Annotated in this window: 16 protein-coding genes; 8 read left to right on the top strand and 8 right to left on the bottom strand. The window is 67.3% G+C overall.

Going from position 1 to position 16,304, the window contains the following annotated elements; all coding sequences use genetic code 11:
• Window positions 1-17 precede the first annotated feature (17 nt).
• The 4 genes from sdhA to KXV01_RS03365 are packed head-to-tail and all read right to left on the bottom strand — an operon-like array spanning window position 18 to window position 2,842.
• The gene (sdhA, locus tag KXV01_RS03380; RefSeq protein ID WP_099495504.1) at window positions 18-1,808 is read right to left on the bottom strand and encodes a succinate dehydrogenase flavoprotein subunit; all 1,791 of its coding nucleotides are present in this window, start codon (window positions 1,806-1,808) and stop codon (window positions 18-20) included.
• A 31-nt stretch (window positions 1,809-1,839) separates the two neighbouring features.
• On the bottom strand, window positions 1,840-2,226 hold the full coding sequence (gene sdhD, locus KXV01_RS03375; protein ID WP_005409077.1) for a succinate dehydrogenase, hydrophobic membrane anchor protein: 387 nt from the start codon (window positions 2,224-2,226) through the stop codon (window positions 1,840-1,842).
• Window positions 2,223-2,615, bottom strand: coding sequence for a succinate dehydrogenase, cytochrome b556 subunit (gene sdhC / locus KXV01_RS03370; RefSeq protein WP_005416132.1), 393 nt, complete (start codon window positions 2,613-2,615; stop codon window positions 2,223-2,225). The genes sdhD and sdhC overlap by 4 nt, the downstream gene beginning before the upstream one ends.
• 56 nt (window positions 2,616-2,671) lie before the next feature.
• Window positions 2,672-2,842, bottom strand: coding sequence for a DUF1674 domain-containing protein (locus KXV01_RS03365; protein WP_080342731.1), 171 nt, complete (start codon window positions 2,840-2,842; stop codon window positions 2,672-2,674).
• A 39-nt stretch (window positions 2,843-2,881) separates the two neighbouring features.
• Here KXV01_RS03365 and KXV01_RS03360 point away from each other — a divergent pair, with 39 nt between their 5' ends.
• The gene (locus KXV01_RS03360) at window positions 2,882-3,757 is read left to right on the top strand and encodes a folate-binding protein YgfZ (RefSeq protein WP_111096900.1); all 876 of its coding nucleotides are present in this window, start codon (window positions 2,882-2,884) and stop codon (window positions 3,755-3,757) included.
• A gap of 74 nt (window positions 3,758-3,831) precedes the next feature.
• Here KXV01_RS03360 and ugpC read toward each other — a convergent pair whose 3' ends face one another.
• Window positions 3,832-4,914 carry a sn-glycerol-3-phosphate ABC transporter ATP-binding protein UgpC gene (gene ugpC / locus KXV01_RS03355; protein WP_099495507.1) on the bottom strand — a complete coding sequence of 361 codons (1,083 nt, stop codon included), beginning with the start codon at window positions 4,912-4,914 and terminating at the stop codon, window positions 3,832-3,834.
• 352 nt (window positions 4,915-5,266) lie between these two features.
• On the opposite strand from ugpC, the gene zwf reads away from it, so the two are divergent.
• The 5 genes from zwf to eda all read left to right on the top strand — a co-directional run bounded on the left by zwf (window position 5,267) and on the right by eda (window position 11,351).
• Complete coding sequence (gene zwf / locus KXV01_RS03350) at window positions 5,267-6,703, top strand: glucose-6-phosphate dehydrogenase (protein WP_049413486.1); 1,437 nt, start codon at window positions 5,267-5,269, stop codon at window positions 6,701-6,703.
• Window positions 6,700-7,707 carry a glucokinase gene (gene glk / locus KXV01_RS03345; protein ID WP_099495508.1) on the top strand — a complete coding sequence of 336 codons (1,008 nt, stop codon included), beginning with the start codon at window positions 6,700-6,702 and terminating at the stop codon, window positions 7,705-7,707. Before zwf ends, glk begins: the two co-directional genes overlap by 4 nt.
• Window positions 7,704-8,426 carry a 6-phosphogluconolactonase gene (pgl, locus tag KXV01_RS03340; RefSeq protein ID WP_049413491.1) on the top strand — a complete coding sequence of 241 codons (723 nt, stop codon included), beginning with the start codon at window positions 7,704-7,706 and terminating at the stop codon, window positions 8,424-8,426. The genes glk and pgl overlap by 4 nt, the downstream gene beginning before the upstream one ends.
• A 58-nt stretch (window positions 8,427-8,484) precedes the next feature.
• On the top strand, window positions 8,485-10,401 hold the full coding sequence (edd, locus tag KXV01_RS03335; protein ID WP_049413492.1) for a phosphogluconate dehydratase: 1,917 nt from the start codon (window positions 8,485-8,487) through the stop codon (window positions 10,399-10,401).
• Between the two features lie 290 nt (window positions 10,402-10,691).
• Window positions 10,692-11,351, top strand: coding sequence for a bifunctional 4-hydroxy-2-oxoglutarate aldolase/2-dehydro-3-deoxy-phosphogluconate aldolase (gene eda, locus KXV01_RS03330; RefSeq protein ID WP_049414671.1), 660 nt, complete (start codon window positions 10,692-10,694; stop codon window positions 11,349-11,351).
• 159 nt (window positions 11,352-11,510) lie between these two features.
• Here eda and KXV01_RS03325 read toward each other — a convergent pair whose 3' ends face one another.
• The 3 genes from KXV01_RS03325 to ispG form a co-directional block, all read right to left on the bottom strand.
• Entirely contained in the window at window positions 11,511-12,158 is a 648-nt protein-coding gene (locus KXV01_RS03325) for a response regulator (protein WP_005416124.1), read from the bottom strand.
• 170 nt (window positions 12,159-12,328) lie between these two features.
• Window positions 12,329-13,108, bottom strand: coding sequence for a phosphatase PAP2 family protein (locus tag KXV01_RS03320; protein WP_005416123.1), 780 nt, complete (start codon window positions 13,106-13,108; stop codon window positions 12,329-12,331).
• Window positions 13,089-14,354 carry a flavodoxin-dependent (E)-4-hydroxy-3-methylbut-2-enyl-diphosphate synthase gene (gene ispG / locus KXV01_RS03315; protein ID WP_263467506.1) on the bottom strand — a complete coding sequence of 422 codons (1,266 nt, stop codon included), beginning with the start codon at window positions 14,352-14,354 and terminating at the stop codon, window positions 13,089-13,091. The genes KXV01_RS03320 and ispG overlap by 20 nt, the downstream gene beginning before the upstream one ends.
• A gap of 114 nt (window positions 14,355-14,468) precedes the next feature.
• Here ispG and KXV01_RS03310 point away from each other — a divergent pair, with 114 nt between their 5' ends.
• Window positions 14,469-15,695 carry an ATP-binding protein gene (locus KXV01_RS03310; RefSeq protein WP_049414674.1) on the top strand — a complete coding sequence of 409 codons (1,227 nt, stop codon included), beginning with the start codon at window positions 14,469-14,471 and terminating at the stop codon, window positions 15,693-15,695.
• Window positions 15,692-16,255, top strand: coding sequence for a response regulator transcription factor (locus tag KXV01_RS03305; RefSeq protein WP_005409063.1), 564 nt, complete (start codon window positions 15,692-15,694; stop codon window positions 16,253-16,255). The genes KXV01_RS03310 and KXV01_RS03305 overlap by 4 nt, the downstream gene beginning before the upstream one ends.
• Window positions 16,256-16,304 lie beyond the last annotated feature (49 nt).

The following is a 16,304-nucleotide window of genomic DNA, read 5'->3' as shown; positions in this document are numbered from 1 at the left end:
TGGTAGGCGGGGTCGGATCAGTACACGCGCGGCTTCGGCGGCACCACGGACACGTCGTCGGTCAACGTGTACATGTGCACCGGACGGTAGTCGAAGCTGCACTTGCCCTTCTCGTCGACGCTGACCAGGGTGTGCTTCTGCCAGTTGACGTCGTCGCGGTCCGGATAGTCCTCGTGCGCATGCGCACCACGGCTTTCCTTGCGCTGTTCGGCCGAGTTGATCGTCGCCACCGCGTTGAGCAGCAGGTTGTTCAGCTCGTAGGTCTCGATCAGGTCCGAGTTCCAGACCAGCGAACGGTCGGAGACCTTCACGTCCTGGAACGAGTCGAAGATCTTGTCCATCTTCTCGCAGCCTTCCTTCAGCGTCTGGCTGGTACGGAAGACCGCCGCGTCGGCCTGCATGGTGCGCTGCATGCGATCGCGGATGACCGAGGTCGGGGTATCGCCGTTGGCGTGGCGCAGCTTGTCCAGCAGGCCCAGCGCCTTGTCGCAGGCATCGGCCGGCAGCGGCTTGTGCGCGGCACCCGGCTTGATGGTCTCGGCGCAGCGGTTGGCCACCGCACGGCCGAACACCACCAGGTCCAGCAGCGAGTTCGAGCCCAGGCGGTTGGCGCCGTGCACGGACACGCAGGCCGCTTCGCCGATGGCGTACAGGCCCGGCACCACGGCATTGTCGTTGTCGCCGACCTTCTGCACCACTTCACCGTGGTAGTTGGTCGGGATGCCGCCCATGTTGTAGTGCACGGTCGGAATGACCGGGATCGGCTGCTTGTGCACGTCGACGCCGGCGAAGATGCGGGCGCTCTCGGCGATGCCCGGCAGCTTGTCGTCGATCACGCCCGGGCCGAGGTGGGTCAGGTCGAGCAGGATGTGGTCCTTGTGCTCGCCGACGCCGCGGCCTTCGCGGATCTCGATGGTCATCGAACGGCTGACCACGTCGCGCGAGGCCAGGTCCTTGTAGTGCGGTGCATAGCGCTCCATGAAGCGCTCGCCGCTGCTGTTGCGCAGGATGCCGCCTTCACCGCGGACACCCTCGGTGATCAGGCAGCCGGCGCCGTAGATGCCGGTCGGGTGGAACTGCACGAACTCCATGTCCTGCATGGCGATGCCGGCACGCATGGCCAGGCCGCCACCGTCGCCGGTGCAGGTGTGCGCCGAGGTGGCGCTGAAGTAGGCACGGCCGTAGCCGCCGGTGGCCAGTACCACGCCCTGGGCGCGGAACAGGTGCAGCGTGCCATCGGACATGTCCAGGGCCAGCACGCCGCGGCAGGCGCCTTCGTCGTCGAAGATCAGGTCAAGCGCGAAGTACTCGATCATGAAGCGCGCATCGTGCTTCAGCGACTGCTGGTACAGGGTGTGCAGCATCGCGTGGCCGGTACGGTCGGCCGCCGCGCAGGTACGCTGCGCCGCCGGGCCTTCGCCGTACTTGGTGGTCATGCCACCGAACGGGCGCTGGTAGATCTTGCCTTCGGCGGTGCGCGAGAACGGCACGCCGTAGTGTTCCAGTTCGATGATGGCCGGGATGGCCTCACGGCACATGTACTCGATGGCGTCCTGGTCACCCAGCCAGTCCGACCCCTTGATGGTGTCGAAGAAGTGGTAGCGCCAGTCGTCCTCGCCCATGTTGCCGAGTGCGGCCGAAATACCGCCCTGGGCGGCAACGGTGTGCGAACGGGTCGGGAAGACCTTGGTCAGGCACACGGTCTGCAGGCCCTTGGCGGCCAGGCCGAACGTGGCGCGCAGGCCGGCACCGCCGGCGCCGACCACGACCATGTCGTACTTGTGTTCGGTGATCTTGTAAGCGGACATCTAATCTGGATTCCTGTGTAGGTGCCTGGGCTCAGGCAACGCCGAGGGCGATGCGGCCCACCGCAAACACACTGACGATCATGCCGAGCACGGCGACGAACTTCACCGCGGTCTGCAGCACCAGGGCCAGCAGCGATTCGTGGATATAGTCTTCCAACACGACCTGCATGCCGAGCTGCGCGTGCCAGAACATGGCGATCAGCAGGCCGATCAGCGGCACTGCGTTCCACGGCTTGGCCACGGCGGCGGCGGCGGTCGCGTAATCCGAGCCCAGCAGGCCCAGCACGAAGACCAGGAACCAGATGCCCAGCACCACCAGCGCGGCGGCGGTCAGGCGCTGGTGCACGAAGTGCTCGGTGCCGGTCTTGGCCGAGCCCAGGCCGCGCACGTTCTTCAGCGGGGTACGGAACTTGCTCACGCGGCACCTCCGAACATCACATAGGCCCACACCAGCAGGGTGATCACCAGGCTGCCGATGACCGACAGCCAGCTGCTGCGGATGAAGGCGGGGATGCTGAAGCCGATGGCGAAGTCCTGCACCACATGGCGGATGCCATTGCACAGGTGATAGGCGAACGACCATGTCCACGCGAACAGGAACACGCGGCCATACCAGGCCCCGGCATGGCCGGTGAAGCAGTTCCAGGACTCGGGCCCCATCATCAGGGCCAGCAGGCCGGCAGCGATGATGAGGGCACCAACAGACAGAAAGATGCCGGTGGCTCGATGCAGGATCGAGGTGGCCATCTGGATCTGCCAGCGATACACCTGAAGGTGCGGGGAAAGTGGGCGTTGTCTGGTCGCCATTCGCTGGGCTCGTTGTCTCGGCTGGGCGGCACGCGGCCGCGTTGGCTCAATGCTGATCAGAAATCGATGCAGCGTCCGTTTTTCTCCCAATCGCCATACCGCACCGGATCAAGTCCGCCGCGGCCGCCGAATTCCTCTGCTTTTTCCTGTTCCACGGGCACGGGTGCCACGGGGACCAGCGGGGCTTCAGATTCGTCGTCGGGAGTGGGGGTTGTTTGGCCTATCATGTTCGGTCTCGCAACGCACAAATTTTAGACCTCGTTCACGTGCCTGACAACCTGCCCCCTGCTTTCGTCGGATATCCGCGCCTGCCCGGCCACCAGCTGCTGAGCCTGCAGGGCCCGGATGCGGCCGTCTTCGCCCACGCCCAGTTCAGCAGCGACGTCACCGCCCTGCCCCTGCTGCACTGGCAGTGGAGCGCCTGGCTGAGCGCCAAGGGCCGCACCCTGGCGGTGTTCCAGCTGCTGCGATTGGCTGATGACCAGGTGATGCTGGTGCTGGCAGATGGCGATGCCGATGCGATTGCGTCGCAACTGCAGCGCTTCGTGTTCCGTCGCAAGGTGAAGGTACGGGTGCGCAGCGATCTGGCCGTGGCCGGTGCGTTCACTGCGCCCGAGGCTGCCAGCGGCGCCGCGATCGCGCGCGCTGCAGGTGACGGCTGGGAGCTGGACCTCGGCAGCGACGTCCTGCCGCGCACGCTGCGCATTGGGGCGGCGGACGCCGTTGCATCCGGCAGCGAAACCGATGAGGCCGCCTTCGCCCTCGCCTGGCGCCAGGCCGACCTGCGCTACGGATTGCCGCGCTTGGACGAGAGCCAGCGCGAAGTGTGGACCCCGCAGCAGCTGGGCCTGGACCGCCTGAATGGCTACAGCGTGAAGAAAGGCTGCTACCCGGGCCAGGAAATCGTCGCCCGCACCCACTTCCTCGGCAAGGCGAAGCGCGCGGTGCAGCTGCTGCACACCGCGGCACCGGCACAGGCCGGCGATGGCGTGCTGCAGGACGGCGCGACGCTGGGCACGATCGCCAGCGTGGCCGGTGACCTGGCGCTGGCGGTGCTGCCGCTGGAAGCCAGTGACGCCGACCTGCAGGTGGGCAGCGCCACCGCCCAGCGCGTGCCGTTGCTGGACGGGCTGGCGCGCTGAATGAGTGGTAGTGCCGGCCGCTGGCCGGCAACCACGCATGATGGAGGTTGCCGGCCAGCGGCCGGCACTACCGGTTACAGGCGCTCGCCGCTCTCTGCGTTGAAGAAGTGCAGGCCCTGCGAGTGAATCGCCACGCGGATCTGCTCGCCCACTGCTGGCAGCGCCTGCGGTGCCACGCGCATGGTCAGCGCATGCTGGCCACTGCTCAGATTGACGAAGATCTCGTTGCCGACCGGCTCGATGCCTTCAATGCGCGCGATGAACGCATGCGCGTCATCGGCAGCAGCAGGCTGCAGGTGCTCCGGCCGCACGCCGACCGCGATCGGCTTCTGCAGCCACGCTGGATTGATCGTGGCCTGTCCCAGTGGCGCGCGCCATTCGCCGTCGACCACGCTCACGCCGCCGGCATCGCCCTGCAGCGTGCCACGCAGCACGTTCATCGCCGGGCTGCCGAGGAAACCGGCCACGAACAGGTTGGCCGGGCGGTCGTACAGCGCCATCGGCGTATCGATCTGCTGGATGATGCCGTCCTTCAGCACCACGATGCGCTGGCCCAGCGTCATCGCTTCAACCTGGTCGTGCGTCACGTAGATCATGGTGGTGCCCAGCTTGCGGTGCAGCTGTGCGATCTCGGTACGCACGCTGTGGCGCAGCTTGGCGTCGAGGTTGGACAGCGGCTCGTCGAGCAGGAACACCGCCGGCTCGCGCACCAGCGCCCGGCCCAGTGCCACGCGCTGACGCTGGCCACCGGACATCGCCTTGGGCAGCTTGTCCATCATCTCGGTCAGGCCCAGCGTCTGCGCCGCCTCGGCAATGCGCTTGTCGATGGTCGCCTTGTCATGCCCGCGCAGCTTCAGGCCGAAGGCCAGGTTCTCGGCCACGGTCATGTGCGGGTACAACGCGTAGCTCTGGAACACCATGGCGATGTCGCGATCCTTCGGCGCCACGTCGTTGACCACGCGATCGCCGATGGTCAGCGTGCCGCCGCTGATCTCTTCCAGGCCCGCCACCATCCGCAACAGGGTCGACTTGCCACAGCCGGACGGACCGACCAGCACCATCAGCTCGCCATCGGCGACCTCGAAGCTGGCGTCCTTCACCGCGACCTGGCCGTTGTCGTAGACCTTGCGCACACCCTGCAACTGCACTTTTGCCATATCACCTATCCGGTCCGCCCGAAGCCGGGCTGTCTTTTGGGACTGCCTCGGCCCTCCCGATGGCAGTGATGATTGCGCGCCTGCCGCATGACGGCGAGCACTGCAATCGAATACAGTTGCCCATTCTGCCATGTAAACGTTTTCACGTGGCACTATCCGATGATCGGTGCGCACCGATCTGCGTCGGCGGTTGAACGAAGGTTCCGCCGAGGTAGTGGTTTCGAATGGAACGGTCTTCCGCAACCTTGGAGATCGCCCCTGACGATCCTCGGACAGGCAGTTGCGCGGATGTCCCCCGAACCCAGCCATGAAGCGATTGACAACGATGTCACCCGGATCTGAAACTCGAGCGATGCACGACACCCTCTTCCTGTTCGGTGCCACAGGTGATCTGGCCCAGCGCTACCTGTTCCCTTCGCTGCTTCGCCTGCTCGGCGACGGCCTGCTGCCGGAGGACTTCCGCGTCCGCGCACTGGCCCTGTCCGGGCATGACACCGAAGCCTTCCATGACATCCTGCGGCCGCGCCTGCAGCAGGCCATGCCGATGGCCACGCAGGACGACATCGCTGCCCTGCTGCGCCGCATCGACTACCGTTCGGTGGACCTGCGCGACGTCGACTCGGTTGCCGCTGCGGTCTCCGATCTGGTGCACCGCAAGTGCGTCAGCTACCTCGCCATTCCGCCGGGCCTGTACATTTCCACCTGCGAAGGCCTGGCCAGGGGCGGCGCCCTCGCCGCGCCGGCACGCCTGATGCTGGAGAAGCCGATCGGCAGCGACAGCGAGAGCGCCGAGGAAATCATCAGCACCATCGGCCAGTGGATCGACGAGGACCGCGTGTTCCGCCTCGACCATTACCTGGGCAAGGCGGCAGTGCAGAACCTGATCGCGCTGCGCTTCGGCAATACGCTGCTGGAAGCGGTGTGGAACCGCAACTACATCGAATCGGTGCATATCCTGGTGGCCGAGAGCGAAGGCGTGGATGGCCGTGATGCCTACTACGCCCGCTCCGGCGCGCTGCGCGACATGGTGCAGAGCCACATCCTGCAGCTGCTGTGCATGGTGGCGATGGAGCCGCCGGCGTCGCTGGAAGCCGACCGCATCCGCGACGAGAAGGTCAAGGTGCTGCGCGCCCTTCGCCCGCTCGACGCGAAGCACGCCGCGCGCGACAGCATCCGCGGCCGCTACACCGCCGGCACCATCAACGGCCAGCCGGCGCAGGCCTACCAGCCGCCGGAAGGCAGCGACGTGGAAACCTTCGCCGGTGTCACCGCGCATATCGACAACTGGCGCTGGAGCGGCGTGCCGTTCCACCTGGTCACCGGCAAGCGCCTGCCCGAGCGCACCACCCGCGTGGTGGTCACGCTGAAGCCGGTCACCCACTGGCTGTTCGAGCGCCCGCAGCGCGCGCAGGCCGCACCGAACCGCCTGGTGTTCCAGCTGCAGCCGCAGGAGAACATCGAACTGGGCCTGATGAGCAGCCTGGCCGGCCCGGAATGGGGCGCGCTGGAACTGCATCCGCTGGAACTGGAACTGTCGGTGCCAACCGGCCTGCATCGCCGCATCGCTTACGAACGCCTGTTCCTGGACGCCTTCAATGGCAACCACACGCTATTCGTGCGCGACGACGAAGTGCGCGCCGCGTGGGCCTGGATCGACAGCGTCGCCGACGCGTGGAAGGACGCCAAGCTCCCGCTGGAGCCCTACCCCGCCGGCCAATGGGGCCCGAGCAATGCCGGCGAGTTCCTGCCGCAGGGCGTGGACGCACCGGACAGCGGAGCGTCGGCATGAGTGCCAGCTCGCAGCCGGTGCTGGTGGCCGACATCGGTGGCACCAATGCCCGCTTCGCCCTGGCAGACACCTCGCAGGACGCACCTCTGCAGAAGGACAGCATCCGCGAGTACGCGGTGGCGGAGTTCCCTTCGCTGGGTGATGCCGCGCGCCACCATCTGGAACAGATCGGCGCCACCGCAAGCCGCGGCGTGTTCGCAGTGGCCGGTCGCGTTGATGGTGACGAAGCACGCATCACCAACCATCCGTGGGTGATCTCGCGCAGCCGCACCGCAGCGATGCTCGGTTTCGACGAGCTGCACCTGATCAACGACTTCGCCGCACAGGCGATGGCGATCTCGCTGCTGCAGCCCGAGGACGTGGTCCAGGTCGGCGGTGCCGCCTGGGTACCGGGCAAGCCGGGCCAGCCGCGCAACTACGCAGTGATCGGGCCGGGTACCGGCCTCGGCGTGGGCGGCCTGATCATGCGCCACGGCCGCTGCTACCCGCTGGAAACCGAAGGCGGCCATGTCAGCTTCCCGCCGGGAACCCCGGAAGAGATCCGCATCCTGGAGATCCTGTCCGAACAGTTCGGCCGTGTCTCCAACGAGCGCCTGATCTGTGGCCCCGGCCTGGTCAACATCCACCGCGCCGTGTGCGAGATGGCCGGTATCGACCCGGGCCAGCTGCAGCCGGTGGACGTGACCGCCCGTGCCCTGCACGGTGATCCGCAGGCAATGCGCACCGTGGACGTGTTCTGCGCCGTGTTCGGCGCCATCGCCGGTGACCTGGTGCTCACCCAGGGCGCCTGGGATGGCGTGTTCCTGACCGGTGGCCTGACCCCGAAGATGCTCGATTCGCTGCAGCACTCCGGTTTCCGCCAGCGCTTCGAACACAAGGGCCGCTTCTCCTCGATCATGGCGCGCGTACCCTCATTGGCGGTGATGCATCCCCACGCCGGATTGCTGGGCGCCGCCGCCTATGCCACCGACGCCGAACGTGACGCACCAGGAGTTGCCGAATGAACCCCAGCTTCCACGACGATCGCATCGAGTTCATCCAGCACGGCGACGCCGACGGCTGGATCGAAGCGGTGGCCGCTGAGATGGCACGCACCCTCAACCACGACATCAATGAAGTGGGCCGCGCCCGCATCCTGTTGTCCGGCGGCACCACGCCGGCTCCGGTCTACCAGGCACTGGCCGAGCTGGACGTGCACTGGGACCGGGTTGAAGTGAGCCTGGCCGACGAGCGCTGGCTGTCGCCGCAGGATCGCGACAGCAACGCCTGGCTGGTGCGCGAGCACCTGCTCAAGCGTACCGAGGGCGCCCACTTCGATCCGCTGGTACGGATCGGCAAGCCACTGCCCGAATGCGTGTATACCGCCAACCTGCAGGCGCAGCACAGCCAGCCGCCGAGCCTGGTAGCGCTGGGCATGGGCAACGACGGGCACACCGCCTCGCTGTTCCCTGGCTCGAAAGACCTCGCACGCGCACTGGAAAGCACCCTGCCCTATGCCGCGCTGGATGCCACCGGCTGCCCAGGCGCGAACCAGTGGCCGCTGCGCATCACGCTGACCCCGCACGGCCTGCGCCAGTGCCGCCAGCGCCTGTTGCTGCTGCGCGGCAAGCAGAAGCTGCAGGTACTGCGCCAGGCGCTGGACAGCAACGATGCCCAGCAGTATCCGATCCTCAATGCGATCAACCTGGAAGGCGCGCGCCTGCGCGTCCACTGGGCTGATTGATGTCGGCGGCGGCGCCGTGCCGCCGCTTGCCTCTCGCCACCACGAATGCCGGTAGCCAATGAGCCTCCATCCTCAACTGCAAGCCATCACTGAGCGCGTCATCCGCCGCAGCGCCGCCTCGCGCGCCGCCTATCTGGCCGCGATCGATGCCTCCCTGCGCGAGGGCCCGTTCCGCAGCCGCCTGAGTTGCGGCAACCTCGCCCACGGGTTCGCCGCCTGCGGCGGCACCGACAAGAGCCGCCTGCGCGGCGGCGTGACGCCGAACCTGGGCATCATCACCGCCTACAACGACATGCTGTCGGCGCACCAGCCGTTCGAGACCTATCCCGAACAGATCCGCGGCATCGCCCGCGAGCTGGGCGCCACCGCACAGGTCGCCGGCGGCGTGCCTGCGATGTGCGACGGTGTCACCCAGGGCCGTGGTGGCATGGAGCTGTCACTGTTCTCGCGCGATGTCATTGCCCAGGCCACGGCCATCGGCCTCAGCCATGACATGTTCGATACCACCGTCTACCTCGGCGTGTGCGACAAGATCGTGCCGGGCCTGCTGATCGGTGCGCTGGCCTTCGGCCATCTGCCGGCAGTGTTCGTACCGGCCGGCCCGATGACCCCGGGCATCCCGAACAAGCAGAAGGCCGAAGTGCGCGAGCGCTACGCCGCCGGTGAGGCCACCCGCGAAGAGCTGCTGGAAGCCGAGTCCGCGTCGTACCACGGTGCGGGCACCTGCACCTTCTACGGCACGGCCAACTCCAACCAGGTGCTGCTGGAAGCCATGGGCGTGCAGTTGCCGGGCGCCTCGTTCGTCAATCCAGGCACGCCGCTGCGTGACGCCCTGACCCGCGAGGCAACCGAACGAGCGCTGGACATCACCGCACTGGGCGACGACTTCCGCCCGCTGGGCCGGATCATTGACGAGCGCGCGATCATCAACGCGGTCATCGCGCTGATGGCCACTGGCGGTTCGACCAACCACACCATCCACTGGATCGCGGTGGCGCGTGCGGCCGGCATCGTGCTGACCTGGGACGACTTCGACGAACTGTCGCAGCTGATTCCGCTGCTGGCCCGTGTCTATCCGAACGGCGAGGCCGACGTGAACCGTTTCGCGGCCGCTGGCGGCCCGGCCTTCGTGTTCGGCGAGCTGATCAAGGCGGGCCTGATGCACGGCGACCTGGTCAGCGTCGCGCGTGGCGGCATGGCCGACTATGCGCGCGAGCCGCAGCTGCGTGACGGCCGGCTGGTCTACCTGCCGGGCCTGGAACACAGTGCCGATGACGAAGTGGTGCGTGGCGTCGACAATCCGTTCGAGCACCAAGGTGGCCTGCGCCTGCTGCGCGGCAACCTCGGCAAGTCGCTGATCAAGCTGTCGGCGGTGAAACCGCAGTACCGAACGATCGAAGCACCGGCGGTGGTGGTCGATGCACCGCAGGTATTGAACAAGCTGCACGCCGGTGGCCTGCTGCCGCAGGACTTCGTGGCGGTGGTGCGTTACCAGGGCCCGCGTGCCAACGGCATGCCCGAACTGCATTCGCTGGCACCGCTGCTGGGCCTGCTGCAGAACCAGGGCCGGCGCGTGGCGCTGGTCACCGACGGCCGCCTGTCCGGTGCCTCGGGCAAGATCCCGGCGGCCATCCATGTGACCCCGGAAGCGGCGCGCGGTGGCCCGCTGGCCAAGGTCCGCGAGGGCGACATGATCCGACTCGACGGCGAGGCCGGCACGCTGGAAGTGCTGGTGGACGCGGCGGAATGGGCAGCACGTCCGCTGGCGCCGAACACCGCGCCGGCCGCGCATGACCTGGGCCGCAACCTGTTCGCGATCAACCGTCGCGTGGTGGGCCCGGCCGACCAGGGCGCGATTTCGATTTCGTGCGGGCCGGCGGCGGCCGATGGCGGGCCGTGGGACTACGACGCGGAGTATGAGCTGGGGCACGATGCCGCAGCGGCGGCGGCGCCGCATGAGGCAAAAGACGCCTGAAGCGAAAAGCCGCGGCAGGCTTCCCGACCTGGGCAGTAGAGCGCCCTGGCCGGGACACGCCGTAAACCCCCTACGGGGCCGGCCCAACCGCTGGCGGTTGGGCGTTCGGGCGCTTGCAAAGCGGTGCTTCGCAAGCAAAGCGCCCTCACCCATGGGGGCTCGGTCGCGGCATCCATGCCGCTCACGGTCCCGGCTGGGGCTGACCGCGCCCTTCTGACACTCTCCGGCGCATCAATGCCGCGAAGTGATCACTGAAAATCAAATTCGACAGCAAAGGCAGAAGCAGAGCTATGGGTATCGAACAACATCAGGTGAAGGCGGCGGAGCTGTTGCGTGCGGCGGGCATCCTGCCGGTGGTGACGATTCATACGCTGGACCAGGCGCGTGCGGTCAGTGCGGCGTTGCTGGAAGGTGGCCTGCCGGCGATCGAGCTGACGCTGCGCACGCCGGTGGCGATGGAAGCGCTGGCAACGCTCAAGCGTGAGCTGCCGGACGTGGTGGTGGGTGCCGGTACGGTGCTGACCGTGGAGCAGATGCAGCAGTCGATCGATGCGGGCGCGGACTTCCTGGTGACCCCGGGTACGCCACCGGCGCTGGCCGATGCGCTGGCGGCGGCACCGCTGCCGGTAGTGCCGGGTGCGGCCACGCCGACCGAACTGCTGTCGCTGTATGCGCGCGGCTTCCGCGTGTGCAAGCTGTTCCCGGCCACAGCCGTGGGCGGGCTGGCGATGATCAAGGGTCTGGCCGGCCCGGTCGCCGACCTCAAGCTATGCCCGACCGGCGGCATCACCGAAAACACCGCCGCCGAGTACCTCGAGCAGAAGAACGTGGTCTGCATCGGCGGTTCGTGGATGGTGCCGGGCAACTGGATCGCCAACGGCGAATGGGACAAGGTGCGCACCAGCGCCGCTGACGCGGCGAAGATCATCAAGCGCGTGCGCGGCCACTGAGCCCGACGCAGCTGCAGAGCCGAGCCCATGCTCGGCTCCGCGCCCGCAGGCCGGAAAGCAGCCGAGCATGGGCTCGGCTCTACATTTCCTCTGTCGGCAGTGACGGCGCACGGAACCTGTCGATGGCCCTGCGGAAGGCTCAACCGTTGGCCAAAACCCTTACAACGGCCGCGCCGGATCCACCAGCCCGTACTGGCTGGCCATGCGCGCCAGCGCGATGTTGTCGTGGATCCCCATCTTCTCGAACAACCGCGCCTTGTGCGTGTTCACCGTCTTCGCACTCAGGCTCAGGCGCCGCGCGATGTCTTCCTGGCGCAGGCCCTGGGTCAGCAGCAATGCCACTTCCAGTTCTCGCGGCGACAGGCTGTCGAACGGCGAACCATTGCCCTCCACCGTCGACAAGGCCAGGTTCTGCGCGATGCTGGTGCCCAGGTAGCGACGGCCCATGGCCACATCGCGCACCGCGCGCAGCAGCTCCTGTGCATCGCAGCCCTTGCCGATGTAGCCCGCGGCCCCCGCCTCCAGCAAGCGCTTCGGCAGCGGCCCGTCTTCCAGCACCGACACGATCACCACGCGGGTGTTGCGGTGGCTGCGGACGATGCGCTCGGTCACTTCCATGCCACTCACACCGGGCAGGTGCAGGTCGCACAGCACCACGTCCGGCAGCAGCTGGCGGACGTCGCGCAGTGCGTCTTCACCCGTCTCGGCTTCGCCCACCACCTCGATGTCGGTCTCCCCCGACAGGATCATCTTCATCCCGGTGCGGACCAGCGCATGGTCATCCACCAGGTAGACTCGAATCGTCATTCACGTACCTCTTCGAATGCGGCCATTGCAGGTCAAGCTAGGCAGGGCGCCGATATCCCTGCAAGCGCGTTCGGGACGCGGTCCACGCGTTCTGCCTTGCGCATCACAGTAACGCGCGTTGTGCTTGCCCCCTGTCTTGCAGAACCTGCTGCAACGAAACAACTGATCTATTACGTAGACGCCCCGGAAGGGTCATCCACGTCACCCCCCTGTGATGATGCTTCGCTGGCCGTCGCTGGCGGCGAATCCCGACGTCGCCAAGGATGCCGGCGACTGAACATGACCAGATAGCACCCTACCACCCAAACCAGCGCGGCACACCATCCGGCCAGGATGTCCGAGGGATAATGCACGCCCAGATAGACCCGTGAGACGCTCACCAGCAGGCTGAACGGGGGCGCCAGCAGCAATACCGGCCAGCGCCAGCGGGTATTCCAGGCCAGCAGCACCAGGGTCGCGGCAAGGGTCATCGAGCCCATGGCGTGCCCGCTGGGGAAGCTGAACGTCGATTCCGGCGCAATCGACTCCCACAGGCTGGGGCGCTGGCGCTGGAAGAAGTGCTTGCTGCCCATGTTCAGCAACGCCGATCCCACGAAACTGACCGCGACGAAGGTCGCCTCGCGCCAGCGCCGGTAGCCCAGCAGCGCACCGATGATCAGCACGTCAGCAGGGATCAGGAACCACTCGTAGCCCAGTTTCGAGATGAGCACGAAGAAGCGGTCCAGCCATGGCGAATGCAGGCCATGCATCTGCCACAGCAGCGGCGCATCGAAATGGAACGATTCAAATTCGTGCACTTCGTCAGCCAGGGCGACGAAGCCCGCCAACGGCAGCAGTACGCCACCGAACAGCAGGACCAGGCGCCAGGCGTTGCGCGCCATCCAGTGGCGGAAACCGGAGGCCGACTCCGGAGCGGCGAGGATCGCGGGCTTATCCGGCGCTTCGGACATATTTGTGTTCGACGTAATCGTCGATCAGGGCGACGAACGCCTGGGCGATGTTGTCGCCACGCAGGGTCACCTTCTTCTCGCCATCGACGAATACCGGTGCTGCCGGCGTCTCGCCCGTACCCGGCAGGGAGATGCCGATGTTGGCATGGCGCGACTCACCCGGCCCGTTGACGATGCAGCCCATCACCGCCAGGGTCATGTTCTCCGCACCTGGGTGGTGGATTTTCCACAGCGGCATCTTCTCGCGCACGTGGTTCTGCACCACTTTGGCCAGTTCCTGGAAGAACTCGGAGGTGGTGCGGCCGCAGCCCGGGCAGGCCGTGACCAGCGGCGTGAAGGCGCGCTGGCCGGTGGTCTGCAGCAGTTCCTGGGCGACGATCACTTCCTGCGTGCGCGACTGGCCCGGTTCCGGGGTCAGCGAGATGCGGATGGTGTCACCGATGCCTTCCTGCAGCAGCACGCTCAGCGCTGCCGACGAGGCGACGATGCCCTTGCTACCGATACCGGCTTCGGTCAGGCCCAGGTGCAGGGCGAAGTCCGAGCGCTGGGCCAGGTCGCGGTACACCGCGATCAGTTCCTGCACGCCACTGACCTTGGCCGACAGCACGATGCGATCGCGCGGCAGGCCGAGTTCCACCGCCTGCTCGGCCGAATCCAGCGCCGAACGGATCAGCGCCTCGCGCAGCACGCGGCCGGCGTCCCAGGGCTGCTCGCGCAGGCTGTTCTCGTCCATCAGCCTGGCCGCCAGTGCCTGGTCCAGCGAGCCCCAGTTGGCACCGATGCGCACCGGCTTGTTGTAGCGGATCGCGAACTCGATCAACTGGGCGAACTGCAGGTCCTTCTTCTTGCCGAAGCCGACATTGCCCGGGTTGATGCGGTACTTGGCCAACGCTTCCGCACACGCCGGCTCGGCGGTGAGCAGCTGGTGGCCGTTGTAGTGGAAGTCACCGATCAGCGGTACATCGATACCCATCATCGCCAGCTTGTCGACGATGCGCGGAATGGCCGCAGCGGCTTCCACGGTGTTGACGGTCAACCGCACCATCTCCGAACCCGCACGCCACAACTCGGCCACCTGCTTCACGCTGGAGGCCACGTCGGACGTATCGGTGTTGGTCATCGACTGCACCACCACCGGCTTGCCTCCGCCTACGGTGACCCCACCGATCTGGACGGCATGGGTCTGGCGACGGGGCCAGGCGGTGGCATCGGAGGGGGGAGTCGGGCGGGTGACGGCGTCGTGCATGGGCGCATTCTACCGCCCACTCCCGCATTCGGGGTGACTCGCATTCAGCCTGCGTCACGGCTGCGGCCGATTGTCGCAGGCATGTACACGCATGAACGCATACGATGAGCGTGAATGACCGGTCCCGACGCCCCGTTTCTCCGTACCCTGTGCAGCCTGCGCTGGCTTGCCGTAGGCGGCCAGGCCGCCACCATCCTGGTCGCGACCTGGGTGCTGGGCCTGCCGTTGCCGCAGCTGCCGCTGTGGGCCGGCGTGGCGGTGCTGGCCCTGTTCAACGTCTATACCCAGCTGCGCCCGGAGGCGGCCGACACTGCGCCGCTGACCGCATTCGGCCACATCCTGGTGGACGTGATCATCCTGACCTGGATGGTGGGCTGGAGCGGCGGCATGGCCAACCCGTTCAGTTCACTGTTCCTGATCCTGATCGCGCTGGCCGCGTTCGCCCTGCCCCTGCGCTGGGCACTGGCGGTCGCGCTGGCCTGCCTGCTCGGCTACGCCGCCAGCGGCATCTTCGGGCAGGCGCTGCCGGACGGCTACTTCCGCGCACAGGACCTCAATCGCTGGGGCGTGGTCGCCAACTTCCTGATTTCCGCCACCGTGGTGCTGGCCTTCTCCACCCGCCTGGCGCTGGCCCTGCGGGAGCGCGAACTGGAACTGTCGGCGCTGCGTGAACGCTTCGCCCGCAACGAGGGCATCGTCGCCCTGGCCACCCATGCCGCCTCGGTGGCACATGAACTGAACACACCACTGGCGACCATGACCCTGCTCGCCGATGACGTCGCCGAGCGCAGCGAAGAGCCGGAAGTGCGCGAGGACATGGAAACCCTGCGCGAGCTGCTGGTGCAGTGCCGCGAGCGCGTGCTGGCACTGGCCGCCCCGGCGTCGGCCGATGCACCGGGTCGCAGCCACTCCAGCGCCCAGCAGGTTCTGGAGCAATGGCGCCTGGTGCGACCGACCATCGACCTGCATCGCAACGACGATGCGCCGCTGCGGCTGCCACTCGACCCGGGCGTAGGCCATCTGCTGATGGTCCTGCTCAACAATGCCGCCGATGCCGGCGAGAAGGCCGGCCGGCCGCGCGTGGACCTGGACCTGCGCATCGAGGGCGACGACCTGATCGGCGAAGTACGCGACTACGGCCATGGTTTCGACGCCCGTGCCGCCGTGCTGCCGGGCAAGCTGTTCGGCAGCAGCAAGAGCGAGGGCATGGGCGTCGGCCTGGCCCTGTCCCATGCCACCATCGAACGCCTCGACGGCGAGATGTGGATGCGCCCGGCCCAGGGGGCCGGCAGCCGCGTCGGCTTCCGCCTGCCGCTGGCCCCACGCGAGGAAACCCCATGAGCGCCTCAACCCTTGGTCTACTTGTCGACGACGACGAGCTGTACCTGCGCACCCTGCAGCGCAGCCTGGCCCGCAAGGGCCTGGAAACACAGACCGCACAGGATGCCGCCAGTGCCTTGGCACTGGCCCGCCAGCATCCGCCGGCGTTCGCGCTGATCGACCTGAAGCTGGGCAGCGATTCCGGCCTGGCGCTGATCCAGCCGCTGCGCGCACTGCGCGCGGACATGCGCATCCTGCTGGTGACCGGCTATGCCAGCATCGCCACCGCAGTGGAGGCGATCAAGCTGGGCGCGGATGATTACCTGCCGAAGCCGGCCACGGTGCCGATGATCCTGCGCGCCCTCGGTGAGGAGGACGACGGCCCGGCCGACGACGGCGAAATGGAAGTGCCGGACGCGATGACGCCGATCAGCCGCCTGCAGTGGGAACATATCCAGCAGGCGATGCACGAGACCGGCGGCAACGTGTCCGCGGCCGCACGCCTGCTCGGCATGCACCGGCGCTCGCTGCAGCGCAAGCTGGCCAAGCGGCCGAGCCCGGAACGCGACCCGAGCCGCTGACGCGGTAGTGCCGGCCGCTGGCCGGCAACCCATCCGCTGCGGTAGTGCC

It is taken from the genome of Stenotrophomonas sp. Ps181 (genome assembly GCF_025697425.1).
Lineage (GTDB): Bacteria > Pseudomonadota > Gammaproteobacteria > Xanthomonadales > Xanthomonadaceae > Stenotrophomonas > Stenotrophomonas sepilia.
The sequence above is the reverse complement of the archived record's forward strand: the minus strand, read 5'-3'. Positions and strand labels throughout refer to the sequence as shown.